Below are 21,971 nucleotides of genomic sequence, written 5' to 3'. Positions count from 1 at the left end.
GTCGAGTCAGTGGTCATCGAGGTGGCGGGCAATCGCTTCCGGGGTGCGCAGGGTGAACAGGTCGCGGATCGTGATCACTGGACCGTACTCCCGGCGGAGCAGCCCGGTCAGCCGTACCGCCAGCATGGAGTGCCCGCCGAGGGACACGAAGTCGCTCACCGCGCTCACCTCGTCGTCGTCCAGGTCCAGTGCCTCGGCGAAGAACTCGCACACCGTCGTCTCGGTCTCCGTCGCGGGAGGGCGCTCCCCCGCCGTGGTCAGGGCGCCCAGCGGCTTCGCCTCCGGCAGGGCCCTGGTGTCGGCCTTCCCGTTCACGGTCAGCGGGATGCCGTCCACCTGGGCGTAGTGCGTCGGGCGCAGGAAGTCCGGCAGCCCGGCGCCCGCTTCGGCGGCGACCGTCGCGAGGTCGGCGCCGTCCAGCACCAGGTAGGCGGCCAGCCGGTGGGCCCCGTCGACCTGCGGGTCGGGCTGGGCGACGGCGGCGGCGAACCGCACCGCCGGGTGCGCGGTGAACACGGCCTCCACCTCGCCGAGTTCGACCCGGTGCCCCCGGATCTTGACCTGCTGGTCGGTGCGGCCCAGGTAGGTGAGGTTGCCGTCGGGGCGGCGGGTCACCAGGTCGCCGGTGCGGTACATCCGCTCGCCGGGGGCGCCGAAGGGGCAGGCGACGAAGCGGTGCGCGGTCTGCGCGGTCTGCCCGAGGTAGCCGCGTGCGATGCCGATGCCGGAGACGTACAGCTCGCCGGGGACGCCGTCGGGCAGCGGCCGCAGCCAGGGGTCGAGGACGTGGACGTCCGTGTTGTCGATGGCGACGCCCACCACCGGGTCCGGGCACTCGAAGGTGCCGACGCCGAGGGTGTTGATGGTGTACTCGGTCGGCCCGTACAGGTTGTAGCCGACGGTCCCCTCGGTCTCGGCGAGCCGCCGCCACAGCGCCGGGGTGACGGCCTCTCCGCCGAGGAGGACCAGGGCGGGCCGGCGCGCCGGGTCGTCGAGCAGGCCCTCGGCCACCAGTTGCTGGGCGTAGGTGGGCGTCACGTTGACGACGTCGACGGCGTGCTCGGCGCAGTACTCCACCAACCGGGGTGCGTCGCGGCGCAGTTCCTCGTCGCAGACGTGCACCTCGTGGCCGTCGGCGAGCCACAGCAGCTCCTCCCACGACATGTCGAAGGCGAAGGACACGGTGTGGGCGATCCGGAAGGTGCGGTGGCCGTGCTCGGCGAGGACCGGTTCGAAGATCCGGCGCCGGTGGTTGACCAGCATGTTGGTGAGGCCCGCGTACTCGGTCACCACGCCCTTGGGCTTCCCGGTCGATCCGGAGGTGTGGATGATGTACGCGGGGTGCCGCAGCCGGTGCGGGTCGTCCGGGGCGAACGTCACGTACGGCTCGGCCTCCGGCAGCGGTCGGTCCAGTTCGATCAGGTCGCCGGTGAGCCGGGGCGCGACCGTGCCGACGGTGAGGGTGACGTCCGGACGGGCGTCCGCCACGATCGCGGCGATGCGCTCGTCGGGGTGGTCCAGCTCCAGGGGCACGTAGGCGGCACCGGTGCGCAGTACGGCGAACAGGGCCACGACGGAGTCGAGGGAGCGCGGCACGGCGATGCCCACCGTGGTCTCCGGGCCGATGCCGCGCCGGACCAGTACGCCCGCCACCGCGCGGCTGCGGTCGCGGAGTTGGGCGAAGGTCAGGGTCGAGCCGTGGGCGACGAGGGCCACGCGCCGCGGGTCGCGGTCGGCCACCCGGTCGAAGCGGTCGACGACCGTGTCCGTGCCGATGTCGGTGCGGGCGCCGGGCGCGGGGGCGGGCGCCGGGCCCGGCAGGGCGCCGAGCGGTCCGTCGGAGGCGGCCAGGTCGGCCAGGACGCGCAGGTAGTCGTCGAGGAGGCGCCGGGCGCGGCCGGCGTCGTGGTCGCGGTGCTCCAGCTTGACGGTGAGCCGGTCGCCGGGGGTGACGACCCAGGTGAACGGGTAGTGGGTGGAGTCGTCCGCCCGCACCGAGGTGATGCCGTGCCGGGCGTTCATCTCGGCGAAGGCGTCCAGGTCCAGGAAGTTCTGCAGCACGAAGAGGTTGTCGAACAGCGTGTCGTGTCCGGCGGCCCGCTGGATCTCGCCGAGCCCGAGGTGCTCGTGCTCCATGGCCGCGACCCGGGCCGCCTGTACGGCGGTGAGGTAGGCGCGGACGGTGTCGTGCGGCCGGGCCCGCGTCCACATGGGCACGGTGTTGAGCAGGACGCCCACGACGCCGGACGCGCCCTCGCCCTCGCGTCCGGAGACGGTCACGCCGAACACGGCGTCGGCTCGTCCGGTGTGGGCGCCGAGGAGGAGGCCGAACGCGCCGGTCAGCACCGAGTTCAGCGTGACCCCGTGGGTCCTGGCCGTCTCCCTCAGCCGCTCCGACTCCGCGGCGGTGAGGGTGTGGACCAGCGCGTGCGGCAGGTCGTCGGAGAGGGACGGCGCAGGTCCGGCCAGCAGGGTCGGGCCGGGCAGCGGGGCGAGGTGCTCGGACCAGAAGCGTTCGGCGGGAGCCGGGTCCCTGGCGGCGAGTGCCCGGGCGTGGTCCTCGAAGCGGGGTGTGGCGGGGGCGGTGTCGAGGGGGGTGCCCGCGAGGATGTCCTCGTAGGCGTCGAACAGGTCCCGCAGCACGGTCTCGCGCGACCAGCCGTCCCACAGCAGCAGGTGGTAGCTGAGCAGCAGGCCGTCGCGGTCCCCGGGCAGCCGCACCACGGTGAGCCGGACGAGCGGCGGTTCGGCGGGGTCGAAGCCGGTGTCGCGGTCCGCGCGACGCAGGGCCTCGGCCTCCGCGTCCGTGGCCGCCTCGACGGTGCGGACCGGGACCCGCCGGCCCGCGCCGAGGACCTGGACCGGGTTGCCGTCGTCGTCCGTGGTGAAGCCGGCGCCCGCGACCGGGTGCCGGGCGATCACGTGGGCCATGGCGTCGGCCAGCGCGTCGGTGTCCAGGCGCCGTTCGAGGGTGAACCAGCTCTGGGCGACGTAGTGTCCGGTCGGGCCGGTCAGCTGGGACTGGAAGTACAGGCCCCGCTGGAGGGGGGTGACCGGTGCCGTGCGCTCGGCCGTGGCGGCGCTGTCCGCGAGCTGCTCCAGGGCCGCCAGCCAGTGTGCGGTGAGGGTGTCGGGGATGCCCTCGGCGAGGGTGAAGACGGCGTGCAGGCTGCCTGTGGCCGCGTCGGTCCAGGCGTTCACCTCGACGGCGTACGGGCTGCCCCGGTCACCGCCCGCCAGGCGCGGGGCCTCGGACTCGGCGCCCCGGCCGAGGTAGTTGAACAGCACCTGCGGGCGGGCGGTGAGCAGCGGGGCGGTCTGCGCGTTGAGGTACCGGAGCAGTCCGTAGGCGACGTGCTCCCGCTCGTCGGGGCGGCGTTCGGTGACCTCGCGGGCGGCGGCGACTGGGTCGGTGTGCGGTGTCAGGCGGACGGGCGCGACGGCGGTGAACCAGCCGACGGTGCGGGTGTAGTCGTGGTGTTCGAGGGCCGGGACCCGGCCGTGCCGCTCCAGGTCGACGGCGAGGTCGGTGGGCGAGGGCTGGATGCGGGTCAGCGCGGTGCGCAGCGCGCCGCACAGCAGCTCGGTGAGGCCGAGGCCGAGCGCGGTGGGCGCGGTTCGGGTCAGGCGGTCGCTGATGCCGGGCGCGAGGACGGCCGTGGTCTCGCGCAGCGCTTCGGGCGGGGGCAGCGGCGTGGGGGCCTCGAGGGTGGTGGTCCAGTGGCCGAGGCCGGGGGCCGCGTGGGCCGCCCGGTGCGTCAGTGCTTCGGCGTACTCGGCGTAGGAGGTGGTCGGCGCCGGCACGGGCGTCCCGCGCAGTGCTCCGGCCAGGTCGTCAAGGAGGATCAGCCAGGACACGGCGTCGACGGCGAGGTGGTGCACGGTGACGACCAGGGTGCGGTTGGCCGCCAGCCAGGAGAACGCGGCCACGTCCCCGCACTCCGGGTCGAGGCGTGAAGCGGCCTCGTCGGCGGCGGCCGTCGTGTCGGTGCCGTCGGCCCGGACGACCGTGACCTCGCGGTCGGCCTCCGTGCGCAGGGACCAGACGCCGTGGTCGACGCGCAGGCGCAGCCGGAGCGCCGGGTGTGCGGCCACCACGGCGCGCGCGGCGCGCTCCACGTCGGCGAACGCGGTGCCCTCGGGCGCCAGAAGCGTCCTGGCCTGGGCGAACCGGGCGAGCGAGCCGCCCAGCTCGCGCTGGCGCAGCATGATCGGGGTGGGCGGCAGCGGGCCGTCCTCGCGGCGGACGGGCTCGGGGGTCGCAGGCGGTGGTGTGCTCGCGGTGAGGTGTTCGGCGAGCGCGCGCGGTGTCTTCAGCAGGAAGACGTCCCGGGGCGTGACCGACAGGCCGGCCGCACGGGCGCGGTTGATGAGGGTGATGGCGACGATGCTGTCGCCCCCGGCGGCGAAGAAGTCGGTGTCGGCGTCCGGCGTGGAGCCGGGCAGCGTCTCGGCGAAGACGCGGACCACCGTGTCCAGCACCGCCGGTGCGTCGGCGGCGGCGCTGCCGGAACCCGTCCGGTGGAGGGCCCCGGCGGGCAGCGGGGCGTTCGCGGCGTGCTCGGCGAGGGCCTTGCGGTCGAGTTTTCCGTTGACCGTCAGCGGGAGGGCGTCCACGGACAGGACCCGGCCCGGGACCATGTGGGCGGGCAGCCGTGCCGCCAGGAGGGCGGTGAGGTCGCCGGGCACCCGGCCCACGACGTGCGCCACCAGGTGGTCGCCGCCGTCCGCGACGGTGACGGCCGCGTCGCTCACCCCGTCGAGGTCCCGGAGGGCGGCCTCCACCTCGCCCGGTTCGACGCGGAAGCCCTTCAACTGCACCTGGTCGTCGGCGCGTCCGGCGAAGTGCAGTTCTCCGTCGAGGGTGCGGCGGGCGAGGTCGCCCGTGTGGTACATCCGCGAGCCGTCACCCGTGAACGGGTCGGCCACGAACCGGCCCGCGGTGAGTCCCGGCCGCCCCAGGTAGCCCAGCGACACCTGGTCGCCGGCGACGTAGACGGCGCCCACCCGGCCCGGCGGCACCGGCCTGAGCCGGTCGTCGAGCAGGTGGACGACCAGGCCGGGGAGGGGCGTGCCGATCGGGCTGGGGGCGTCGCCGGGGCCGAAGTCCGCGTCGGTGAGCACCCGGTGCGTGACGTGGACGGTGGTCTCGGTGATGCCGTACATGTTGACCAGTTCGGGCGTGGCGGTGCCGTGCCGTTCGACCCAGTCGCGCAACCGTCCGAGGTCGAGCGCCTCGCCGCCGAAGACGATCCGGCGCAGGGCGGGCAGCGGCTCACCGGCGTGCCGGTCCGCCTCGATGAAGCGGTGGAAGGCCGAGGGCGTCTGGTTGAGGACGGTCACCCGGTGCTCGCGGACCAGCCGGTGGAAGTCGACCGGCGAGCGGGTCAGCGCGTACTCCGGCACCAGCAGCTCGCCGCCGTGGGCCAGTGCGCCCCACAGCTCCCAGACCGCGAAGTCGAAGGAGAAGGAGTGGAACTGGACCCACACGTCGCCGGGCCCGAACCCCATGTCCGCCTGCGTGTGGGCGAGCAGGGTGACCACACTGGAGTGCGGGACCACGACGCCCTTGGGGCGGCCCGTGGACCCGGACGTGTAGATCACATACGCCGGGTCGTGCCAACCCGCGGGGGACGCCGGCCCGTCGTCGGCCGGCGCCGGCTCGTCGCCCTGCACCAGCACGCGGGCCGGTACGCCCGCCCGCTCCAGCAGCCGCGTGAAGCGTTCGCGCTGCTCCCGGTCCACGAGGACCACCTGCGGGGCGGCGTCGGCCAGGATGTACTCCAGCCGCTCGTCCGGGTGGGCGGCGTCGAGGGGTACGTACGCCCCGCCCGCGCCGGTCACGGCGGTCAGGGCGACGACCTGTTCGACGGACGGGGGGACGGCGACGGCGACGAGCCGGCCGGGCCCGGCGCCGGCCGCGCGCAGGACGGCGACGAGACCGTCCTTCGCCTCGGTCAGTTCGCCGTAGGTCAGGGAGCGGGTGGCGCCGTCCAGGGAGCACTGGGTGACGGCGGTGGCGGCCGGGTTGCGGCGGGCGGCGGCGTCGAGGAGGTCGCCCAGGGTCGCCGGAGCGACGGCCGGCGCGCGCCGGGCGGTGTGCGGGGCGGGGGCGGCGACCGGGGTGTCCGGGCTGGTGAGCAGGGTGGCGAGGGTGCGGGTGAAGGTGTGCAGGATGTCCTGGACCTGTGACTCGCGCAGCAGCGCGGCGTCGTGGACGGCGTTGAAGCGCGGGGTGCCGTCGGGGGTGCGCTCGACCACCAGCGTCAGCGGGTAGTGCGGGGCGCCCTCGTTGACGATGTCGGTGACGACCAGGGTGTCGCCGGGTTCCCGCAGTGCGCCGACGTCGGTGGCCACGTCGAACACCACCAGGGTGTCGAAGAGGGGTCCGGTACCGGTGTGCCGGGCGGTCCTCGCCAGGGAGACGTGCTGGTGGGGCAGTACCGCGCTCTGGTGTGCGCGCACCTGGGCGAGCAGTTCGGCGGCGGTCGTGTCCGCCCTCCAGCGGGCCCGCACCGGGACGGTGTTGATGAGCAGGCCGACCATGTTCTCGATGCCGGGGACGTCCGCGTCGCGGCCGGAGACCGTGGACCCGAAGACGACGTCCTCGCTGTGCAGGATGCCGCCCAGGGTCAGTGCCCAGGCGCTGTGCACGGCCACGCTCAGCGGTACTCCGGCCGCGCGGGCGGCCGCGTCGACGTCGATGCCGGCCGTGGTGGCGGTGTCCGCGAACCGGTCGGAGGGGGTGTGGCCCTCGGCGATCAGCGAGGGGCCTGCCAGCCCGGCGAGCTGCTCGCTCCAGATCCGGTCGCTCTCCCGGTCGTCGAGAGCGGCGAGCCGGCGTACGTGTTCGGGGAACCCGCCGAGCGGGTGGGCGCTCCCCGGCCGGTGGTACTCGGCCAGCAGGGTGCGCAGCATCGGCGGCACCGACCAGCCGTCGGCGACGATGTGGTGCACGGTCTGCACCAGTACGTGCCGGCCCGCTCCCGCCCGGATCAGCGTGTAGCGCATCAGCGGTCCGGTGGCGAGGTCGAAGCCGGCCCGGCGGTCCCGCTCGGCCAGGTCGCGGATCTCCTCGTCGGTGATGCCGGGGCGGTCCAGCGTGGTGAAGGGCGCGTGGTGACCGCTCTCCAGCACGGAGACCACCCGGCCGTCGGCGAGGGCCGTGAAGCGGGCGGCCAGGCCGGGGTGGAGCGTGAGCAGGCGGGTGGCGGCGGTGGCGAGCCGGTCGGCGTCCACGTCGCCGTCCAGGGTGAGCAGTTGCTGCTCGACGTAGCTGCCGGCGGCCTCGTCGTCGTAGACCGAGTGGAAGTACAGGCCCTCCTGCAGCGGGGTCAGCGGGAGGATGTCGCGCAGGGCCGGGCCGTCCAGGTCGTCGACGTCGGCCTGGGTGAGCCGCAGTGGGCGGAAGTCGGCGGGCGAGTGGCCGCCCCGTTCGAGCGCGGCCAGTCCGGTCAGGGCGTCCTGGAAGTGTCCGGCGAGCGCGTCGATGTCCTGGTCGGTGAACAGGCCCTCGGGCCAGGAGACGGTGGTGAGCAGCCGGTACTCGCCGTCGGGGCCGGGTTCCGCGACGGCGTTGAACTCCAGTGCTCTGGGCAGGCGCATGGCCGGGTCGCGCTTCTCACCCAGTTGTCCCGTGCTCCCGGCCAGTTGCCAGTCCCCCGGTGCTCCCGCGTCGAAGCGGCCGAGGTAGTTGAAGAGCACCTGGGGGGCCGGCGCGTCGAACGCGACCCGGTTCAGGTAGCGCAGGGCGCCGTAGGAGATGCCGTTGTCCGGTACTTGGGACAGGTCCTCCTTGACCGCCTTGAGGGCGGTGGCGAGGTACGCGGGCGCGGTGAGGTCGGGGGCCGTGCCGGGGTCCACGACCACCGGGAAGAGGGTGGTGAACCAGCCCACGGTCCGGGAGAGTTCCGGTTCGAATCCGGCGGACGGGGCCACGAACGCGGCCTCGCGGCCGTGGCCCTCCAGTTCGAGGTGGGCGAAGGTCTGGTCCTGGCCGAGGTCGCGGCGCCGGCGGGCGAGGGCGACGGCCAGGGCGGTCACGAGTACGTCGCCCGCCCCCGCGTGGAACGCGGCGGGGACCGTGCCGAGGAGCGCGGCCGTGGTCTCGGCCCCGGTCTCGACCGTGCGGATCCGCTCGCGCGCGACGGTGTCGTCCTCGGTGAGCGCGCGTCGGCCCACGGGCTCGTCGGCCGCGGGCAGCGGACGACGGAAGTACTGACCGTCCGCGTCGGAGGCGGCCCGCTCCAGGAGCCCGGTCCAGCGGCGGAACGACGTGCCCACCACGGGCAGTTCGACCGGTGCTCCCGAGGCGTACTGCCGCCACGCCGTGGCCAGGTCCTCCATCAGCACCCGCCAGGACACCCCGTCGATCACCACGTGGTGGGCGACCAGGACCAGTTGCCGTGCGGAGCGGCGCCAGACGGCGCGCAGCATCGCGCCGCCCGCCGGGTCCAGCGCCTCGGTGGCGAGGGCCGTGCAGGAGTCCAGCGGCCGGTCGCTCTCCTGCCAGAGCGCGCCGGCCGGGACCTCGTCGGGGATGTCGAAGCCCCACCGGTCGCCGCGCACCAGCCGGGCGCGCAGCATGGGGTGGCGGCGGACGAGGGCGGTGAGGATCTCGTCGAGGGCGTCGGCGGTCAGGGCGGCCGGGGTGTTGAGCACGACCGACTGCACGAAGCCGTCGATGGCGCCTGTCGTCTCGCCGAGCCACTGCACGACGGGCGGCCCGACGACGGTGCCGGTCGGGGTGTCGCGGTGGTCGACGGCCGCGGTGTCCTCGCGGCTCGCCACCGCCGCCAGCGCTCCCACGGTGCTGTGGGTGAAGATCTGCCGTGCCGTGACGTAGAGGCCGGCGTCGCGCAGGGCGCTCAGCAGGGAGATGGCGAGGATGCTGTCCCCACCGAGCCGGAAGAAGTCCTGGTCGGTGCCGACCTCGTCCAGTTGCAGGACGGCCGCGACCGCCGTGCAGACGGCGCGTTCGTTCTCGGTGCCGGGCGGGCGGGCCGCGGAGGCGGCGACGGTGGGCTCGGGCAGCGCCTGCCGGTCGAGCTTGCCGTTGGCGGTGAGCGGGAAGGCGTCCATCACCACGACATGGGTGGGCACCATGTACTCCACCATGTGCCCGGCCGCCCAGGCCTTGACCTCGTCGGCCCGCAGACTCCCGTGCCCGGCGGCGGGGATCACGTATCCCACCAGGTAGGTGCCGCCCGCGGTGTTCTTCTTCGGGACGACGCAGGTGTGGCGGACGCCGGGGTGCTCGGCGAGGCCGGCCTCGACGTCCTCGATCTCCAGCCGCATGCCGCGGATCTTGATCTGGTTGTCGGCCCGGCCGAGGAAGTCGAGGGAGCCGTCCGGGGCGAAGCGGGCGAGGTCGCCGGTCCGGTAGAGCCGGGAGCCGTCGTCGGCGAAGGGGTTGGCGACGAACCGGGAGGCCGTCAGGCCCGGGGCGTTCACGTAGCCGCGGCCCAGGAGGAGGCCGCCCGCGTACAGTTCGCCGCCGACGCCGACCGGGACCGGGCGCAGCTCGTCGTCCAGGACGTACAGCCGGGTGTTGGGGTTGGCCCGGCCGATGGACGTCGACAGGCGTTCCGCCGCGCCCCGGTAGACGACGTGGGAGACGCCGATGGTCGTCTCGGCGGGGCCGTAGCCGTGGTAGAGCGGGATGTCCAGCTGGGTGCGGAAGCGCTCGTACAGCTCCGGGGTGAGCACTTCGCCGCCGCACCACACGTGGCGCAGGCTGTCCAGCCTCCCGGTGTCGCCCGCCATCTCCAGGAGGACGTCCAGCATGGAGGAGACCAGGTAGGTGAAGGTGACGCGCTGCTCGGCGATGACGCCCAGCAGGTGGTGCGGGTCGCGTTCGCCGCCCGGGCGCAGGACCACGAGCCGGGCGCCGCACACCAGGGGCAGGAAGATCTCGTTGATGGAGATGTCGAAGGAGAGCGGCGCCTTGAACAGCGAGGCGTCGTCGTGGCCGAAGTCCAGGATCTCGTGGACCTGCCACAGCAGGCGTTCGCTGATCGCCTCGTGCCGGATCATCGCGCCCTTGGGGCGCCCGGTGGAGCCGGAGGTGAAGATGACGTAGGCCAGGGCGTCGCCCCGGACGGTGGGGTCGGGCCCCTCGGTGGGACGGTCGCCGTGCCGCCAGTCGGCGAGGTCGACGGGCACGGCCTCCGGTTCGTGCGGGGCGGGTTCGCCTGACGCGTTGAGCTGCACGGCGACTCGGGCGTCCGCGGCGACGACGGCCCGGCGTTCGGCGGGCCAGTGCGGGTCCAGCGGGACGAAGGCGCAGCCGGCCCGGAGCACGCCGAGCAGCCCGACGACCATGTCGGCGGAGCGTTCCAGGGAGATGCCGACGACGTCCTCGTCGCTGAGCCCCCGTTCGCGCAGCCGGTGGGCCAACTGGGCGGAACGGTCGCTCAGTTCCCGGTACGTCAGCGTGCGCCGCTCGTCGACGACGGCCACGGCCCCCGGTCTGGCGCGCGCCTGCTCCAGGAACATCTCCATCAGGGTCGGGCGCTCCCGGTCGGCGTCGGTGTCGTTCCACCGGGCCAGGTTCTCCAGCCGTGCCGTCGGGCCGGCGGGGCCGATGGTGCCGAGCGGGCGGCCGGGGAAGTCGGCCAGGTCGTCGAGCGCGAGCTGCGCGTCGTCGGGCACGACGCCCTCCGGCAGGGTGATGGTCCGGCCGTCCGCCGCGACGCCCCAGCCCTCCGGCGCCGCACCTCCGTTGTCGGCCCAGCCGAGCACGTCGCCGAAGAGGGTGGCCGCGGTGAGGTCGAGACCGGCGGGGCTCTGTCCCGTCGCCCAGTACGACAGCCCGATGGCGCACGCCGTGGCGAGGGCGGTGTCGGAGTGGTCGCCGGTCCGCCGGCGCAGGTCGGTGAGGTGCTTGGGAGAAAGCAGTACGAGACGAGCGGTCGGTTCCATCATCGAAGACTCAACGCCCTTCCAAGGAATGACGGCAGGCTAACTTAACTAAGGCTTGCCTAACTACCCTCGCGCCAAGCGCGCCACAGCCGTGCGTACCGGCCGCCCAGAGCCACCAACTCCTCGTGCGTCCCCTCCTCCACGACCCGTCCGGCGTCCAGGACGGCGATCCGGTCCGCCGCCATCGCCTGGGTCAGCCGGTGCGCCACGAACAGCGTGGTCCGGCCGGCGCACGCGGCCCGTACCGCCCGCTCCAGTTCGGCGGCGCCCTCGCTGCCCGCCTCCGCCGTGGACTCGTCGAGCACCACCACCGGCGACCGGCTCAGCACCAGCCGGGCGAGGGCGACCTGGGCGACCTTGGTCGCGTCGAGGCGCTCGCCGCCCTCACCCACCAGGGTGTCGAGGCCGTCGGGCAGGGTGTCGGCCCATCCCCCGGCTCCGACGGTGCGCAGCGCGTGGGCGAGTTCGGCGTCGGTCGCGTCCGGGGCGGCCAGCCGCAGGTCGTCGCGGAGCGGACCGGAGAAGACGTGCGCCTCCTGGGTCAGGATGCTCACCAGCCCCCGTGCCCCGGCCTCGTCCAGCCCGGCCAGGTCGGTCGCCCCCACGCGCACCGACCCCGACTGCGGCCTCCCGGTACCGGCGACCAGCGCGGCCAGCGTCGTCTTGCCCGCGCCCGTGGCGCCGACCAGGGCCAGCGAACCGCCCGCCGCAATGGTGAGGTCGACGTCCCTCAGGACCGGCTCCTCGGCACCCGGGTAGGTGAACGTCAGCCCCTCGACCGTCACCGGGTACGCGCCGGCCGCGGCCCGCGGAACGGACGCGTCGCCCACGAGGCGGTCCTGCGTGTCCTCGCCGAGCACACCGACCAGCCGGGTGAGGCTCGCGCCCGACTTCTGCGCCTCGTCGAAGGTGAACATGATGGCGCCCAGCGGAGTGAACAGCCGGTGGAACAGCAGCGGGGCCGCCGACACCTCGCCCAGTGTGGCGGCGTCGGCCTCCAGCAGGGCGTATCCCACCAGCAGGATGAGGGTGAGCCCGATGAACTCGGCGCGGTTCTCCCTGCCGACGAAGCGGCCGAAGAACCGGAACACCTCGACGCCGAGCTGGCGCACCCGCCACGACTCCCGGGTGACCTGCTCGCGGAAGGCGCCCTCCAGCCGGTACGCCCGGACCGTGTCGATGCCGTTGAGGCCGCTGATCAGGGCCTGCGCCCGGTCGGCCTGCGCCACCCGCTGCCGCTGGTAGAGCGGGGCGGAGCGCGGGAGGTACCAGCGCAGGGCCAGCGCGTACGCGGGCAGCGCGCCGGCGCCCGCGAGGCCGAGGCGCCAGTCGAGACCGAACATGCCGGCCGTGGCGATGGCGACGAGCACGCCCGCCGAGAACACCGTGGGGACGGCCGTGCGGATGCCCTTGGAGAGCACGGCGACGTCGTCGCCGACCCGGGACAGCACGTCGCCGCGGCCCACCTGTTCGACGCGGGCGCTGGGCATGCCGAGGACCGCGCGGACGGCACCCTCGCGCAGCCGGGCGAGGAGATCGGCGCCCAGCCGTCCGACGAGGTACGTCGACACCGCGGTGGCCGCGGCGCCGAGCAGTGCCGCGGCCACCATCAGGGCGCCGATCGTGACCAGCACGGACTGCGACTCGCCGCCGGCCACGGCGTCGACCACCCGCCCGAGCAGGAGTACCGGCAGCACCTGGAGGGCCGCTCCGGCCACCGTGGTGAGCACGGTGGCCGTCGTCAGCCAGGGTGCCTCGCGGCAGTGCGCCGCGACCCAGCGGGCGGCCTCGCGTCCGGTCGCCGTACGCAGGACGGCCGGGGCGGGAGGGGTGTCGGTGACGCTCACCCCTGCCCGGCCGACTTGACGAGTTCGTCGATCGCGTACGGCATGGAGAGCAGCGTGCCCTGGGAGATGGCCGCACCGACGGCCGGGCCCTCGCTGTCCAGCAGGTAGGAGACCTTGCCGTTCTTGACGGCGTCCAGGTTGGTGAAGAGCTCGAACTTCTTCAGCGCCTCCTGGTCCGCCTTGTCGTTGATGACGAAGATGCGGTCGACGTCGACCAGGTCGACGCGTTCGGGGGAGAGCGTGGTGTAGAAGTCGCCGCCGGCGACCTTGTCGATCTCGGTCTGGTACGTGAAGCCGATGCCCGTCAGCAGCCGGCCGCGCACGTCGGTGGAGGTGAACGGCGCCACCGAGTCCTTGTACCAGGAGAGCGCGACGGCCGTCTGGTCGGCGAACTCGGGGTGCGCCTTCTTGGCCGCGGCGAGCTTGCCCTCGATGTCGGCCACCGCCTTCTCGCCCTCCTCGGCCTTGCCGAGCGCCTTGGCGATGTGCAGCGCGTTGTCCTGCCAGGGGGCGCTGAACGGCTCCTTCTCGGCCTTGGTGCGGGCCACCGTCGGCGCGATCCTGGAGAGCTTGTCGTAGGCCGCCCGGTCGATCTCGGAGTAGACCGCGACGATCAGGTCGGGGCGCAGGGCGGCGATCTTCTCGATGTTGGGTCCGGAGTCGCCGTTCTCCATGACGACCTCGGGCTTGCTGTCGCCCCACTCGTCCTTGACCCAGGGCCACTGCGTGTTGATGTCGGGGCTGTGGCCCGCGGGGTTGGGGTACTGGTCGACCATGCCGACGGGCTTGATGCCGAAGGCCAGGACGGTCTGGTCGTCGGTGTAGCCGACCGAGACGACCCGCTTGGGCGTTTCCTTGATCTCCGTGGTCCCGAAGGCGTGCTCCACCGTGACCGGGAAGGCGCCGCCACCGGTGGAGCCCGCGCCGCCGGCCCGGTCCGCCGGGTCGTCCGAGTCGGAACCGCACCCCGCGAGGAGGCCGACGCCGAGTGCGGCGGCGGACAGGGCCGCCGCCAGTCGTCGCCAGGGCGTCGTACGCGTCGTTCTGAGGAGCATCCGGAGTTCCCTTGCTGTCGCGCCGTCCACTGCGCCCCCTCTGAGGGCAGCAAACCTTATCGCGCCCGAGTGAGGTTAGCCTACCCTCACTTTGACAACTGTGGGCTCACCCGGTCGAGTTCGACGTGGGTCCGCCCGATCGGCACGATCAGCGGCCGGTCCCCCACCGGGTCGTCGATCACCCTGGCCCGCAGCCCGAAGGCCTCGTGCAGCAGATCGGCGGTCACCACCTCCCGCGGGTGGCCCTGTGCGAGGACGGCCCCGTCCCGCATCACGACGAGGTGGTCGCTGTAGCGGGTGGCGAGGTTGAGGTCGTGCAGCACCATGACGACCGTGCGGCCGGACTCGTGCAGGTCGTCGACCAGGTCGAGCACGTCGACGGCGTGCGCCAGGTCCAGGTAGGTGGTCGGCTCGTCGAGCAGCAGCAGGTCGGTGCCCTGGGCGAGGGTCATCGAGATCCAGACCCGCTGGCGCTGGCCGCCGGAGAGCGAGTCGACCGGGCGGTCCGCGAGGTCGGCCACCCCGGTCATGGCCAGCGCGCGCCGGACCACGTCGGCGTCGTCCGAGGACCACTGGCGCAGCCAGCTCTGGTGCGGGTGGCGGCCCCTGGCGACCAGGTCGGACACGGTCAGTCCGTCGGGCGCGACGGGCGCCTGGGGCAGCAGGCCCAGCTTCTTCGCCACGTCCCGGGTGCGGAGCGTGCCGATGTCCTCGCCGTCCAGGACGACCGTGCCGCCGGTCGGCTTCAGCAGCCGCGACAGCGTCCGCAACAGGGTCGACTTCCCGCAGCCGTTGGGGCCGATGATCGTGGTGATCACTCCGGGCGGTACCGACACGTCGAGGCCGTCGATGACGGGCCGCGCGCCGTACCCGACCGTGACCCCCCGGGCGGCCAGCCGCGGGACACCGCCGGCCGGCGTTCCGACCTCCGAACTGGACCGAGCGACCACAGTGCCCCCTAGGCTAGGCTCACCTTACTTTGTATCAGCTAACCGCGGTTCGCCCGTACCAGCAGATACACGAGGAAGGGTCCGCCGATCGCGGCGGTGACCACGCCGACCGGCAGCGAGATCGGCAGCGCCGTGCGCGCGACGAGGTCCGAGCCGGTCAGCAGCAGCGCCCCGACCAGGCCGGAGGCGGTGAGCGGCGGCGTCGGGAAGCGTGCGAGCCGCATCGCCACCTGCGGGGCCACCAGCGCGACGAACGGCACCGGGCCGGCCGCGCTCACGGCGACGCCCGCCAGCAGCACGGCGCAGAGCAGCAGCACCGCGCGCACCGCCGAGTACCGGACGCCGAGTCCGGCGGCGACGTCGTCGCCGAAGTGCATCGGCTTGAACTGGAAGGCGACCGCGGACACGACGGCCAGGAGGGCGAGCGTGCACCACAGGGCCACCCACACCTCGTCCCAGGACCGGTTGTCGAGCGAGCCGACCAGCCAGGCCTGGGCGCGGGCCACGTCCCTGATGTCGGCGGTGACGAGCAGCCAGGTCGTGATCGCCTGCATCACGGCGGTCACCGAGATGCCGATCAGGATCAGCCGGAAGCCGTCGATGCCCCGGCGCCACGCCAGGAAGTAGACCAGCAGTCCGGTGCCGAGGCCGCCCGCGAGGGCCGCCGCCGACAGCCCTACGGAGCTGACGACCGCCGCGGCGGCGCCGCCCGACACGGTCACCAGGAAGACGGCGACCGCGCCCGCGCCGCTGGTGATGCCGAGGACGTCGGGGCTGGCCAGCGGGTTGCGGGCGAGGGACTGGGTGAGGGCGCCGGACACGCCGAGCGCCACGCCGACGACGACTCCGGCCAGGGCACGGGGCATCCGCAGGTCCATGATCACGAACTCGTCGACCTGTTCGCCCCGGCCGAGGAGGGTGGCGACGACCCGGGACAGGGCGATGGGGAAGTCCCCGACGCCGATCGACAGGCAGAACACCAGGAAGGTCGCCGCCGCCAGCAGCAGCGTGACGCCCGCGAGCCAGGGCCGCCACACGAACGACACGGCGCCCAGCCGCACGCCCGGCGCCACCGCCGCTCCGGCGCCCGTGCCGCCCGGCGCCTGCGGGTCCGTTCCCTCCGTCCCGCCCGGCCCCACGTCCGCCCCGTCCGTCCTCGTCACCGCTCCGCCCGCTTCCACGTCCGCCCCGTTCACGCGCTCTTGAACTTGCCGCGCCACACCAGCACCGCGAAGAACGGCGCCCCGACGAGCGAGACGACGACGCCCGCGTCCAGCTCCCCCGGCCGCACCACCAGGCGCCCCACCACGTCACAGACCAGCAGCACGACGGCGCCGAGCAGCCCGGCGTACGGCACCAGCCAGCGGTAGTCCGGGCCGGTGAGATACCGCGCGACGTGGGCGACCATGAGCCCGAGGAAGGCGACGGGCCCGCAGGCCGCCGTCGCCGCGCCCGCCAGCAGCGTGATGGCGACGACGCCGACGGTCCGGGTCCGGGCGATGTTCACCCCGAGCCCGCGCGCGACGTCGTCGCCCAGGTTGAGGAGGTTGACGGCGGGCAGCGTCGTCAGGGCCAGCAGCAGTCCCGCGCCGATGAACACCGCGACCGGCCCGATCACGTCGAACCCGGCGCCGGCCACCGACCCCGAGTTCCAGAACCGCAGCGCGTTCAGCGACGCCTTGTCCGTCAGGGAGACCGCCGTGGTCATCGCCGTGAGGAACACGGTGATGCCCTGTCCGGCCAGCGCGAGCGTCAGCGGGTTGCCCGCGCCGCGCCCGATGCTGGAGAGCCCGAAGACGACGACGCCGGCGAGCCCCGCGCCCAGGAACGCGAACCACACGTACTGGAAGGGGCTGGTGAACCCGAAGAGGGCGATGACCGAGACCACGGCGAACGACGCCCCGGCGTTCACCCCCAGCAGTCCGGTGTCGGCGATCGGGTTGCGCGTGTACCCCTGGATGAGCGCCCCGCCGATCCCGAGGGCGATGCCCGCCACCACCGCGAGCACCGTGCGGGGCACGCGTACGGTCTGCACGATGAGCCGGATCTCGGTCAGCCGCCCGTCGGACCCGGGTTCGGCGAACAGCCCGTGCCAGACCTCGGCGGGGCTCAGCGCGCGCGCACCGACGGCCAGCGACGCCGCGGCCGCCACCACGAGCAGGGCCGCGAGGACGCCCAGTCCCACGACCCGTCGCCGACGGGCCTCGCTCGTGCCCCCGGGCGCGGGGCGGCGCTCAATCGCAGTCGTGGCCATGGCGACGTACCCTAACGCGCGCTCGTACCGGCCCCGTCGGCGACCGTGCGGGCCTCGTCCGAGGCGGACTTGCGGCTCCGGCCGAGCAGCGACTCCAGAATCTCGCCGACCCGGACGGCCGTGTTGGACAGCAGCGACGACGTGATGCCGTGCGTGTGCTCGGTGCCGCCCTGGAGGTAGATGCCGCAGCGCAGGCCGGGGTCGGTCGCGACCCGGTAGTCCCGTTCGACGCGCAGCCTGCCCTCGTCGTCGCGCAGGCAGCGGTCCGCCACCCGGCCGAGGAGGCCGAGCGGGTCCGCCGGGCCGTAGCCGGTCGCGAGGACCACGACATCGGCCTCCAGCAGGGTCTCCTCGCCGGTGACCAGGGAGGTGACGGCGGCACGCGCTCCGCCGGGCGCCTCCTCGACGCCGGTGAGCCGGGAGACGTTGAGGAAGCGCAGCCGCTCGGTGCCGAGGACCTTCTCCCGGTACGACTGCCGGTACAGGTCGTCGATGAGGTCGATGTCCACCACGGAGTAGTTGGTGTTGCCGTGGTAGTCCATCAGCCGGCGTTTGACGTCCCCGGGGGCGGCGAAGTAGTCGTCGACGGCCTCCGGGTCGAAGATGCGGTTGGCGAAGCCGCTGTCGTCGGCGGGGCTGTAGCCGTAGCGGGCGAAGACCGCGCAGACCTCCGCCTCCGGGAAGCGGCGGTGCAGGTAGGCGACGTTCTCGGCGGCGCTCTGACCGGCGCCGACGACGACGAACCGGGAGGGTGCGGTGCCCTCCAACGCGTCGACCTTGGCGAGCAGTTCGGAGTTGTGCCAGACGTGCGCGCTCCGCTCGACGCCCTCGGGCAGCAGGGGACGCAGACCGGTGCCGATCACGAGGTTGCGCGCCCGGTGCACTTCGAGGCCCTGCCCCGAACGGACCGTCACTTCGAGATGGTCCACGGTTCCGTCCCGTTCGACGGGCGCGACGCCGACCACCTCGTGACCGTAGGAGACCTGGTCGTCGACCTTGGCCGCGGCCCACTCGAAGTAGTCGTGGAACTCCACCCGCAGCGGGAAGAGGTTCTTGTGGTTGATGAAGTCGACCAGGCGTCCCTTGCTCTGCAGATAGCAGAGGAAGCTGTACTCACTGGCCGGATTGCGCAGTGTCACCAGGTCCTTGAGGAAGGACACCTGCATCGTCGCGTCGTCGATCAGCATGCCCCGGTGCCATCCGAAGCGCGTCTGCTGCTCGAAGAAACGGGCGGTGACCGCCTCCTCGCCGCCGGCCTGTGCGTTGTGTTCGCGGATCGCGATCGCCATGGCGACATTGGACGGGCCGAAGCCGATACCGATGACGTCGTGGACCAGCGTTGCGTCACCAGGAAGAACCTGTGACATGTCACTCCCATCGTGCGGGACGGTCGCCTCGGAGGCGTGGGGGTTGCCGAAATGGGACATGCCGACGGAGCGGCCCGCCGGAAACTTAGGTGAGCCTAAGCTAATGCTGTGAAGCTGTCGATAGGGCGGGTCGGAGCGCACTTCCGCCAACTGGGGTGTTGCACGACGATGTTGACGACTAAGGTAAGCCTTGCTTAACTTGCCCGGTTCAGCCCTGCCGCGAGGAGGAACCCCATGCGGGTCGTCATGTTCGGTTACCAGACCTGGGGCCACCGCACCCTGCAAGCCCTCCTGGACTCCGAGCACGACGTGGTGCTGGTCGTGACACACCCCAAGAGCGAGCACGCGTACGAGAAGATCTGGAGCGACTCCGTCGCCGACCTCGCCGAGGAGCACGGCGTCCCGGTGCTGATCCGCAACCGCCCGGACGACGACGAGCTGTTCGAGCGTCTGAAGGACGCCGACCCGGACATCATCGTCGCCAACAACTGGCGGACCTGGATCCCGCCGCGCGTCTTCGGTCTCCCCCGCCGCGGCACGCTCAACGTCCACGACTCGCTGCTGCCGAAGTACGCCGGGTTCTCCCCGCTGATCTGGGCGCTGATCAACGGCGAGTCCGAAGTCGGCGTCACCGCGCACATGATGAACGACGAACTCGACGCCGGAGACATCGTCCGGCAGGAGGCCGTGCCGGTGGGGCCGGAGGACACCGCCACCGACCTCTTCCACAAGACCGTGGACCTCATCGCCCCGGTCACCGTCGGCGCGCTCGGCCTGATCGCGGCTGGGCAGACCGAGTTCACCCGGCAGGACCGGTCACAGGCCAGTTTCTTCCACAAGCGGTCCGACGAGGACACCCGCATCGACTGGGGCTGGCCGGCCGAGGACCTGGAGCGCCTGGTCCGCGCCCAGTCCGAGCCCTACCCGAGCGCCTACACCTTCCACCGGGGCAGGCGCCTGGAGGTGCTCGCCGCCGCGGTCTCCGAGGGCCGGTACGGCGGCACACCCGGGCGCATCTTCTATCGCGAGGGCGACGGTGTGGTCGTCGTGGCCGGCGCCGACGCCCGCACGGGCCGCAACCACGGCCTGGCCATCACCCGGGTCCGCACCCAGGACGGGCGGGAGCTGCCCGCCACCGAGTACTTCACCTCCATGGGCGGCTATCTCACCGCCCGTCCCTGACGGCCGTCGCGTCCGGCCGGGACGGTCCCCGGCCGGACGCGGCGGCACCGCCCGGGTGTCAGCCGCTCTTGCGACGGAAGGACCGCTGGCTCGCGGCCGGACCGTGGGCGCCGCGGATCTTCGCGACGTCCGAGTGCGCGGCGAGCGCCGCCGCCTCCGCGTGTTTGCCCCGCTTGCGTTCCAGTGCCTCGCGGAACTTGTCCTTCAGATCCTTCTCGCCCGCCTCGGGGGCCTGGGCGGGGCTCTCGTCCTCCGCCGGTTCCGAACCTGCTCGCGCTGAAGACTCCGCAGTCATGACGACCTCCTGGGACCGTACAACTCCTGGGCTCGGACAACAGGAGCACAGCTTGCCATGCCGGGCCCGCTCGGGGTAGCGGCCGCGGCCGGCCCCGGCCGGCGTCCGGGACCGCAGCCCGGGCGCCCGGCGGCCGGAACCGGCCGGGTCGTCAGTGGCGACCGCCCGGGACCACGGTGAACGTGCCCCGGCCGGCCGGCAGGGTCACCGTGTACTGGCCGAGGTAGGTGTCCAGGTACGGCGACCGGTCGCCCGGGGTGGCCACGTCGTCGGCCGGGTCGTCCAGGGCGAGCCGCAGCCTGGCGTCCTCGACCGCGATGGTCTCGCCGGAGGGCGTGTCGCGCCACGAGCCGGTCTGGATGGACCCGATCTCGACGGCCAGCGCGTGCCCTGCCGCCAGGGTCCAGTCGGTCGCCTTCAGATCGACGGTCAGCCGGCCGGAGTCCACCAGGGAGACCTGCTCGTCGAACATGACGGCGCTGCCGTCCGGGGCCACGTCGTACAGCTTGAGCATGACGTTGCCCTCGCCCCGCGCCGTCAGGGAGATCTGCGGGGTGCCGGTGATCCGCACGGCCTTCTCGAGCGGCTTCGACCACACGAAGTAGCTGGAGCCGGTCTCACCGGCGCGCCCGCGCCGCGCGTTCTCGGCGGCCAGGCCGTCCGGGGCCGGCCGCTCGATCGCCGGGGCGTTCTCCATGTCCCACCGGCCGGCCGGCTGCGGCTCGGCCTTCGCCGCCGGGTCGCCCGCCTCGCTCAGCGCCGCCCGGGCAGAGGCTCCGCCGTCGTCGACGTAGGAGCCGTCGCCGAGCGGCAGGGTCGCCCGCCGCTCCGTGACGGGCCAGGTGTCCTGGGCGCGCCAGGCACCGGTGGAGTCCTCGACGGCGTACGCCGGGTAGCGGACCGTCGGCCCGACGCCCTTGAGGTACTGGTCGTAGAAGGACAGGGTCTCCTCGTACCAGCCCGCACGCCCCATGGCCAGGCGGCCGTCCTCGGTGCGGTCGCCGCCGCGCACGTGCTCCCACTGGCCGACCCAGCCGCGCTCGGGCCCCTTGTGGTTGTCCAGGTACTCCTGCATCTCCTCGGGCTTGGTGTTGTTCTCGATGAAGCCCTGCGTGACGAAGAGCGGGGTGTCGCTGCCCCTGGCCATCCTCGCCAGGTCGCGGGAGGTCCAGTGCTCGTCCCGCTGGTCGGATATCCGGTAGCCGGCCGAGTTCTCGGTCAGGCACTCCGGATGGGTCTCCTCGTACCGGGCGGCCTCCTGGTAGCGGGGGTCGTCGTCCGCCATCGGGGGCATCGTGGCGATGGAGTTGTACGCGTCCGCGGTCCCGGTCACGTTCGGGCGCGGCACTCCGTTGGAGTAGATGTACTGGTACATGTCCCAGACGGGTTCCTGGGCCACGACGGCCTTGAGGGCCCGCTGGTCCAGGTTGTTGCCGATGAGGCCGGTGGCGGCGTCGTAGGACTTGCCGTACATGCCCACGGCCCCGGTGGACCACGGCTGCTTCGCGGCCCAGTCGATCGCCGCCTTCACGTCGGCCTGTTCACCGGGGCCGGCCCAGTCGAGGCAGCCGGTGGAGCCGCCGAAGCCGCGCAGGTCCACCATGACGAAGGCGTAGCCCTGGTCGAAGAGGTCGGTGCCTTCGATGAAGTCCTGGAAGCGGGCGGAGGGCCCGGTGCTCGTCCAGCCCTCGGGGCCGGTCTGGCCCGCGTGGGCGAAGTAGGGGCCGATCGACAGGATGACCGGGACCTTCTCCTTGCGCTTCAGTCCTTCGGGCAGCAGGACGTCGGCGTGGAGCCGGGTGCCGGAGCGGTCGGACGACGGGAAGTAGTGCTGGGTCCAGACCGAGCCCTCGGGGACGCGGTCGTTCTCCTCGTGCGTGACGGGGTCGTTCGTGGCGGCGGCCGGCCCGGACGCCGCCCCGGGGGCCGCGACGGCGGGGCCCGCGAGGCCGGCGGTCAGGGCGAGGGCGGCGACGACTGCGGACGCGGTCCGGACGACCGCACGACGGGCTCTCACATGTTCCTCCTGGTGGGGCGGGTGCGGGTGTGCTGACGGTGATGCGGGGACGGTGCGGTGGTGCAGGGGGCGGTGCGGGAC

At 73.3% G+C, this 21,971-nt stretch carries 10 protein-coding genes; 1 reads left to right on the top strand and 9 read right to left on the bottom strand.

The window, feature by feature from the left end; translation table 11 throughout:
• Positions 1–6: 6 nt before the first annotated feature.
• From IG94_RS0107925 to IG94_RS0107895, 7 genes are all read right to left on the bottom strand, one after another.
• On the bottom strand, positions 7–10,926 hold the full coding sequence (locus tag IG94_RS0107925; protein WP_031032926.1) for a non-ribosomal peptide synthetase: 10,920 nt from the start codon (positions 10,924–10,926) through the stop codon (positions 7–9).
• Between the two features lie 56 nt (positions 10,927–10,982).
• Positions 10,983–12,770 (bottom strand): ABC transporter ATP-binding protein, encoded by a 1,788-nt coding sequence (locus IG94_RS0107920; protein WP_031032924.1) that lies wholly within the window; start codon positions 12,768–12,770, stop codon positions 10,983–10,985.
• Positions 12,767–13,825 (bottom strand): iron-siderophore ABC transporter substrate-binding protein, encoded by a 1,059-nt coding sequence (locus tag IG94_RS0107915; RefSeq protein WP_031032923.1) that lies wholly within the window; start codon positions 13,823–13,825, stop codon positions 12,767–12,769. The genes IG94_RS0107920 and IG94_RS0107915 overlap by 4 nt, the downstream gene beginning before the upstream one ends.
• An 86-nt stretch (positions 13,826–13,911) precedes the next feature.
• Positions 13,912–14,775 carry an ABC transporter ATP-binding protein gene (locus IG94_RS0107910; RefSeq protein ID WP_031032918.1) on the bottom strand — a complete coding sequence of 288 codons (864 nt, stop codon included), beginning with the start codon at positions 14,773–14,775 and terminating at the stop codon, positions 13,912–13,914.
• A gap of 38 nt (positions 14,776–14,813) precedes the next feature.
• Positions 14,814–15,848: a FecCD family ABC transporter permease gene (locus tag IG94_RS0107905; RefSeq protein ID WP_070389999.1), complete on the bottom strand. Its 1,035-nt coding sequence runs from the start codon at positions 15,846–15,848 to the stop codon at positions 14,814–14,816.
• 119 nt (positions 15,849–15,967) lie between these two features.
• A complete protein-coding gene (locus tag IG94_RS0107900; RefSeq protein ID WP_031032911.1) occupies positions 15,968–17,029 on the bottom strand; it encodes a FecCD family ABC transporter permease in 1,062 nt (353 codons plus the stop codon).
• A gap of 11 nt (positions 17,030–17,040) precedes the next feature.
• On the bottom strand, positions 17,041–18,396 hold the full coding sequence (locus tag IG94_RS0107895) for a lysine N(6)-hydroxylase/L-ornithine N(5)-oxygenase family protein (protein ID WP_031032906.1): 1,356 nt from the start codon (positions 18,394–18,396) through the stop codon (positions 17,041–17,043).
• Between the two features lie 234 nt (positions 18,397–18,630).
• Here IG94_RS0107895 and IG94_RS0107890 point away from each other — a divergent pair, with 234 nt between their 5' ends.
• Complete coding sequence (locus IG94_RS0107890; protein WP_031032903.1) at positions 18,631–19,578, top strand: methionyl-tRNA formyltransferase; 948 nt, start codon at positions 18,631–18,633, stop codon at positions 19,576–19,578.
• 58 nt (positions 19,579–19,636) lie between these two features.
• Here IG94_RS0107890 and IG94_RS0107885 read toward each other — a convergent pair whose 3' ends face one another.
• Both IG94_RS0107885 and IG94_RS0107880 read right to left on the bottom strand, forming a co-directional pair.
• The gene (locus IG94_RS0107885) at positions 19,637–19,873 is read right to left on the bottom strand and encodes a DUF5302 domain-containing protein (protein ID WP_031032902.1); all 237 of its coding nucleotides are present in this window, start codon (positions 19,871–19,873) and stop codon (positions 19,637–19,639) included.
• A gap of 151 nt (positions 19,874–20,024) precedes the next feature.
• Positions 20,025–21,890 (bottom strand): CocE/NonD family hydrolase, encoded by a 1,866-nt coding sequence (locus IG94_RS0107880; RefSeq protein WP_031032901.1) that lies wholly within the window; start codon positions 21,888–21,890, stop codon positions 20,025–20,027.
• Positions 21,891–21,971: the final 81 nt, after the last annotated feature.

The organism is Streptomyces olivaceus, from assembly GCF_000721235.1.
Taxonomy (GTDB): Bacteria; Actinomycetota; Actinomycetes; order Streptomycetales; family Streptomycetaceae; genus Streptomyces; species Streptomyces olivaceus.
Note: the sequence above shows the minus strand (reverse complement) of the source record. Positions and strands in the feature narration are given on the sequence as shown.

What these genes read in the sequence shown, in the direction of transcription:
- IG94_RS0107925 (WP_031032926.1), bottom strand. Translation starts at nt 10,926, where the DNA reads ATGATGGAACCGACCGCTCGTCTCGTACTGCTTTCTCCCAAGCACCTC.
- IG94_RS0107915 (WP_031032923.1), bottom strand. Translation starts at nt 13,825, where the DNA reads ATGCTCCTCAGAACGACGCGTACGACGCCCTGGCGACGACTGGCGGCG.
- IG94_RS0107900 (WP_031032911.1), bottom strand. Translation starts at nt 17,029, where the DNA reads ATGGCCACGACTGCGATTGAGCGCCGCCCCGCGCCCGGGGGCACGAGC.
- IG94_RS0107895 (WP_031032906.1), bottom strand. Translation starts at nt 18,396, where the DNA reads ATGTCACAGGTTCTTCCTGGTGACGCAACGCTGGTCCACGACGTCATC.
- IG94_RS0107890 (WP_031032903.1), top strand. Translation starts at nt 18,631, where the DNA reads ATGCGGGTCGTCATGTTCGGTTACCAGACCTGGGGCCACCGCACCCTG.
- IG94_RS0107885 (WP_031032902.1), bottom strand. Translation starts at nt 19,873, where the DNA reads ATGACTGCGGAGTCTTCAGCGCGAGCAGGTTCGGAACCGGCGGAGGAC.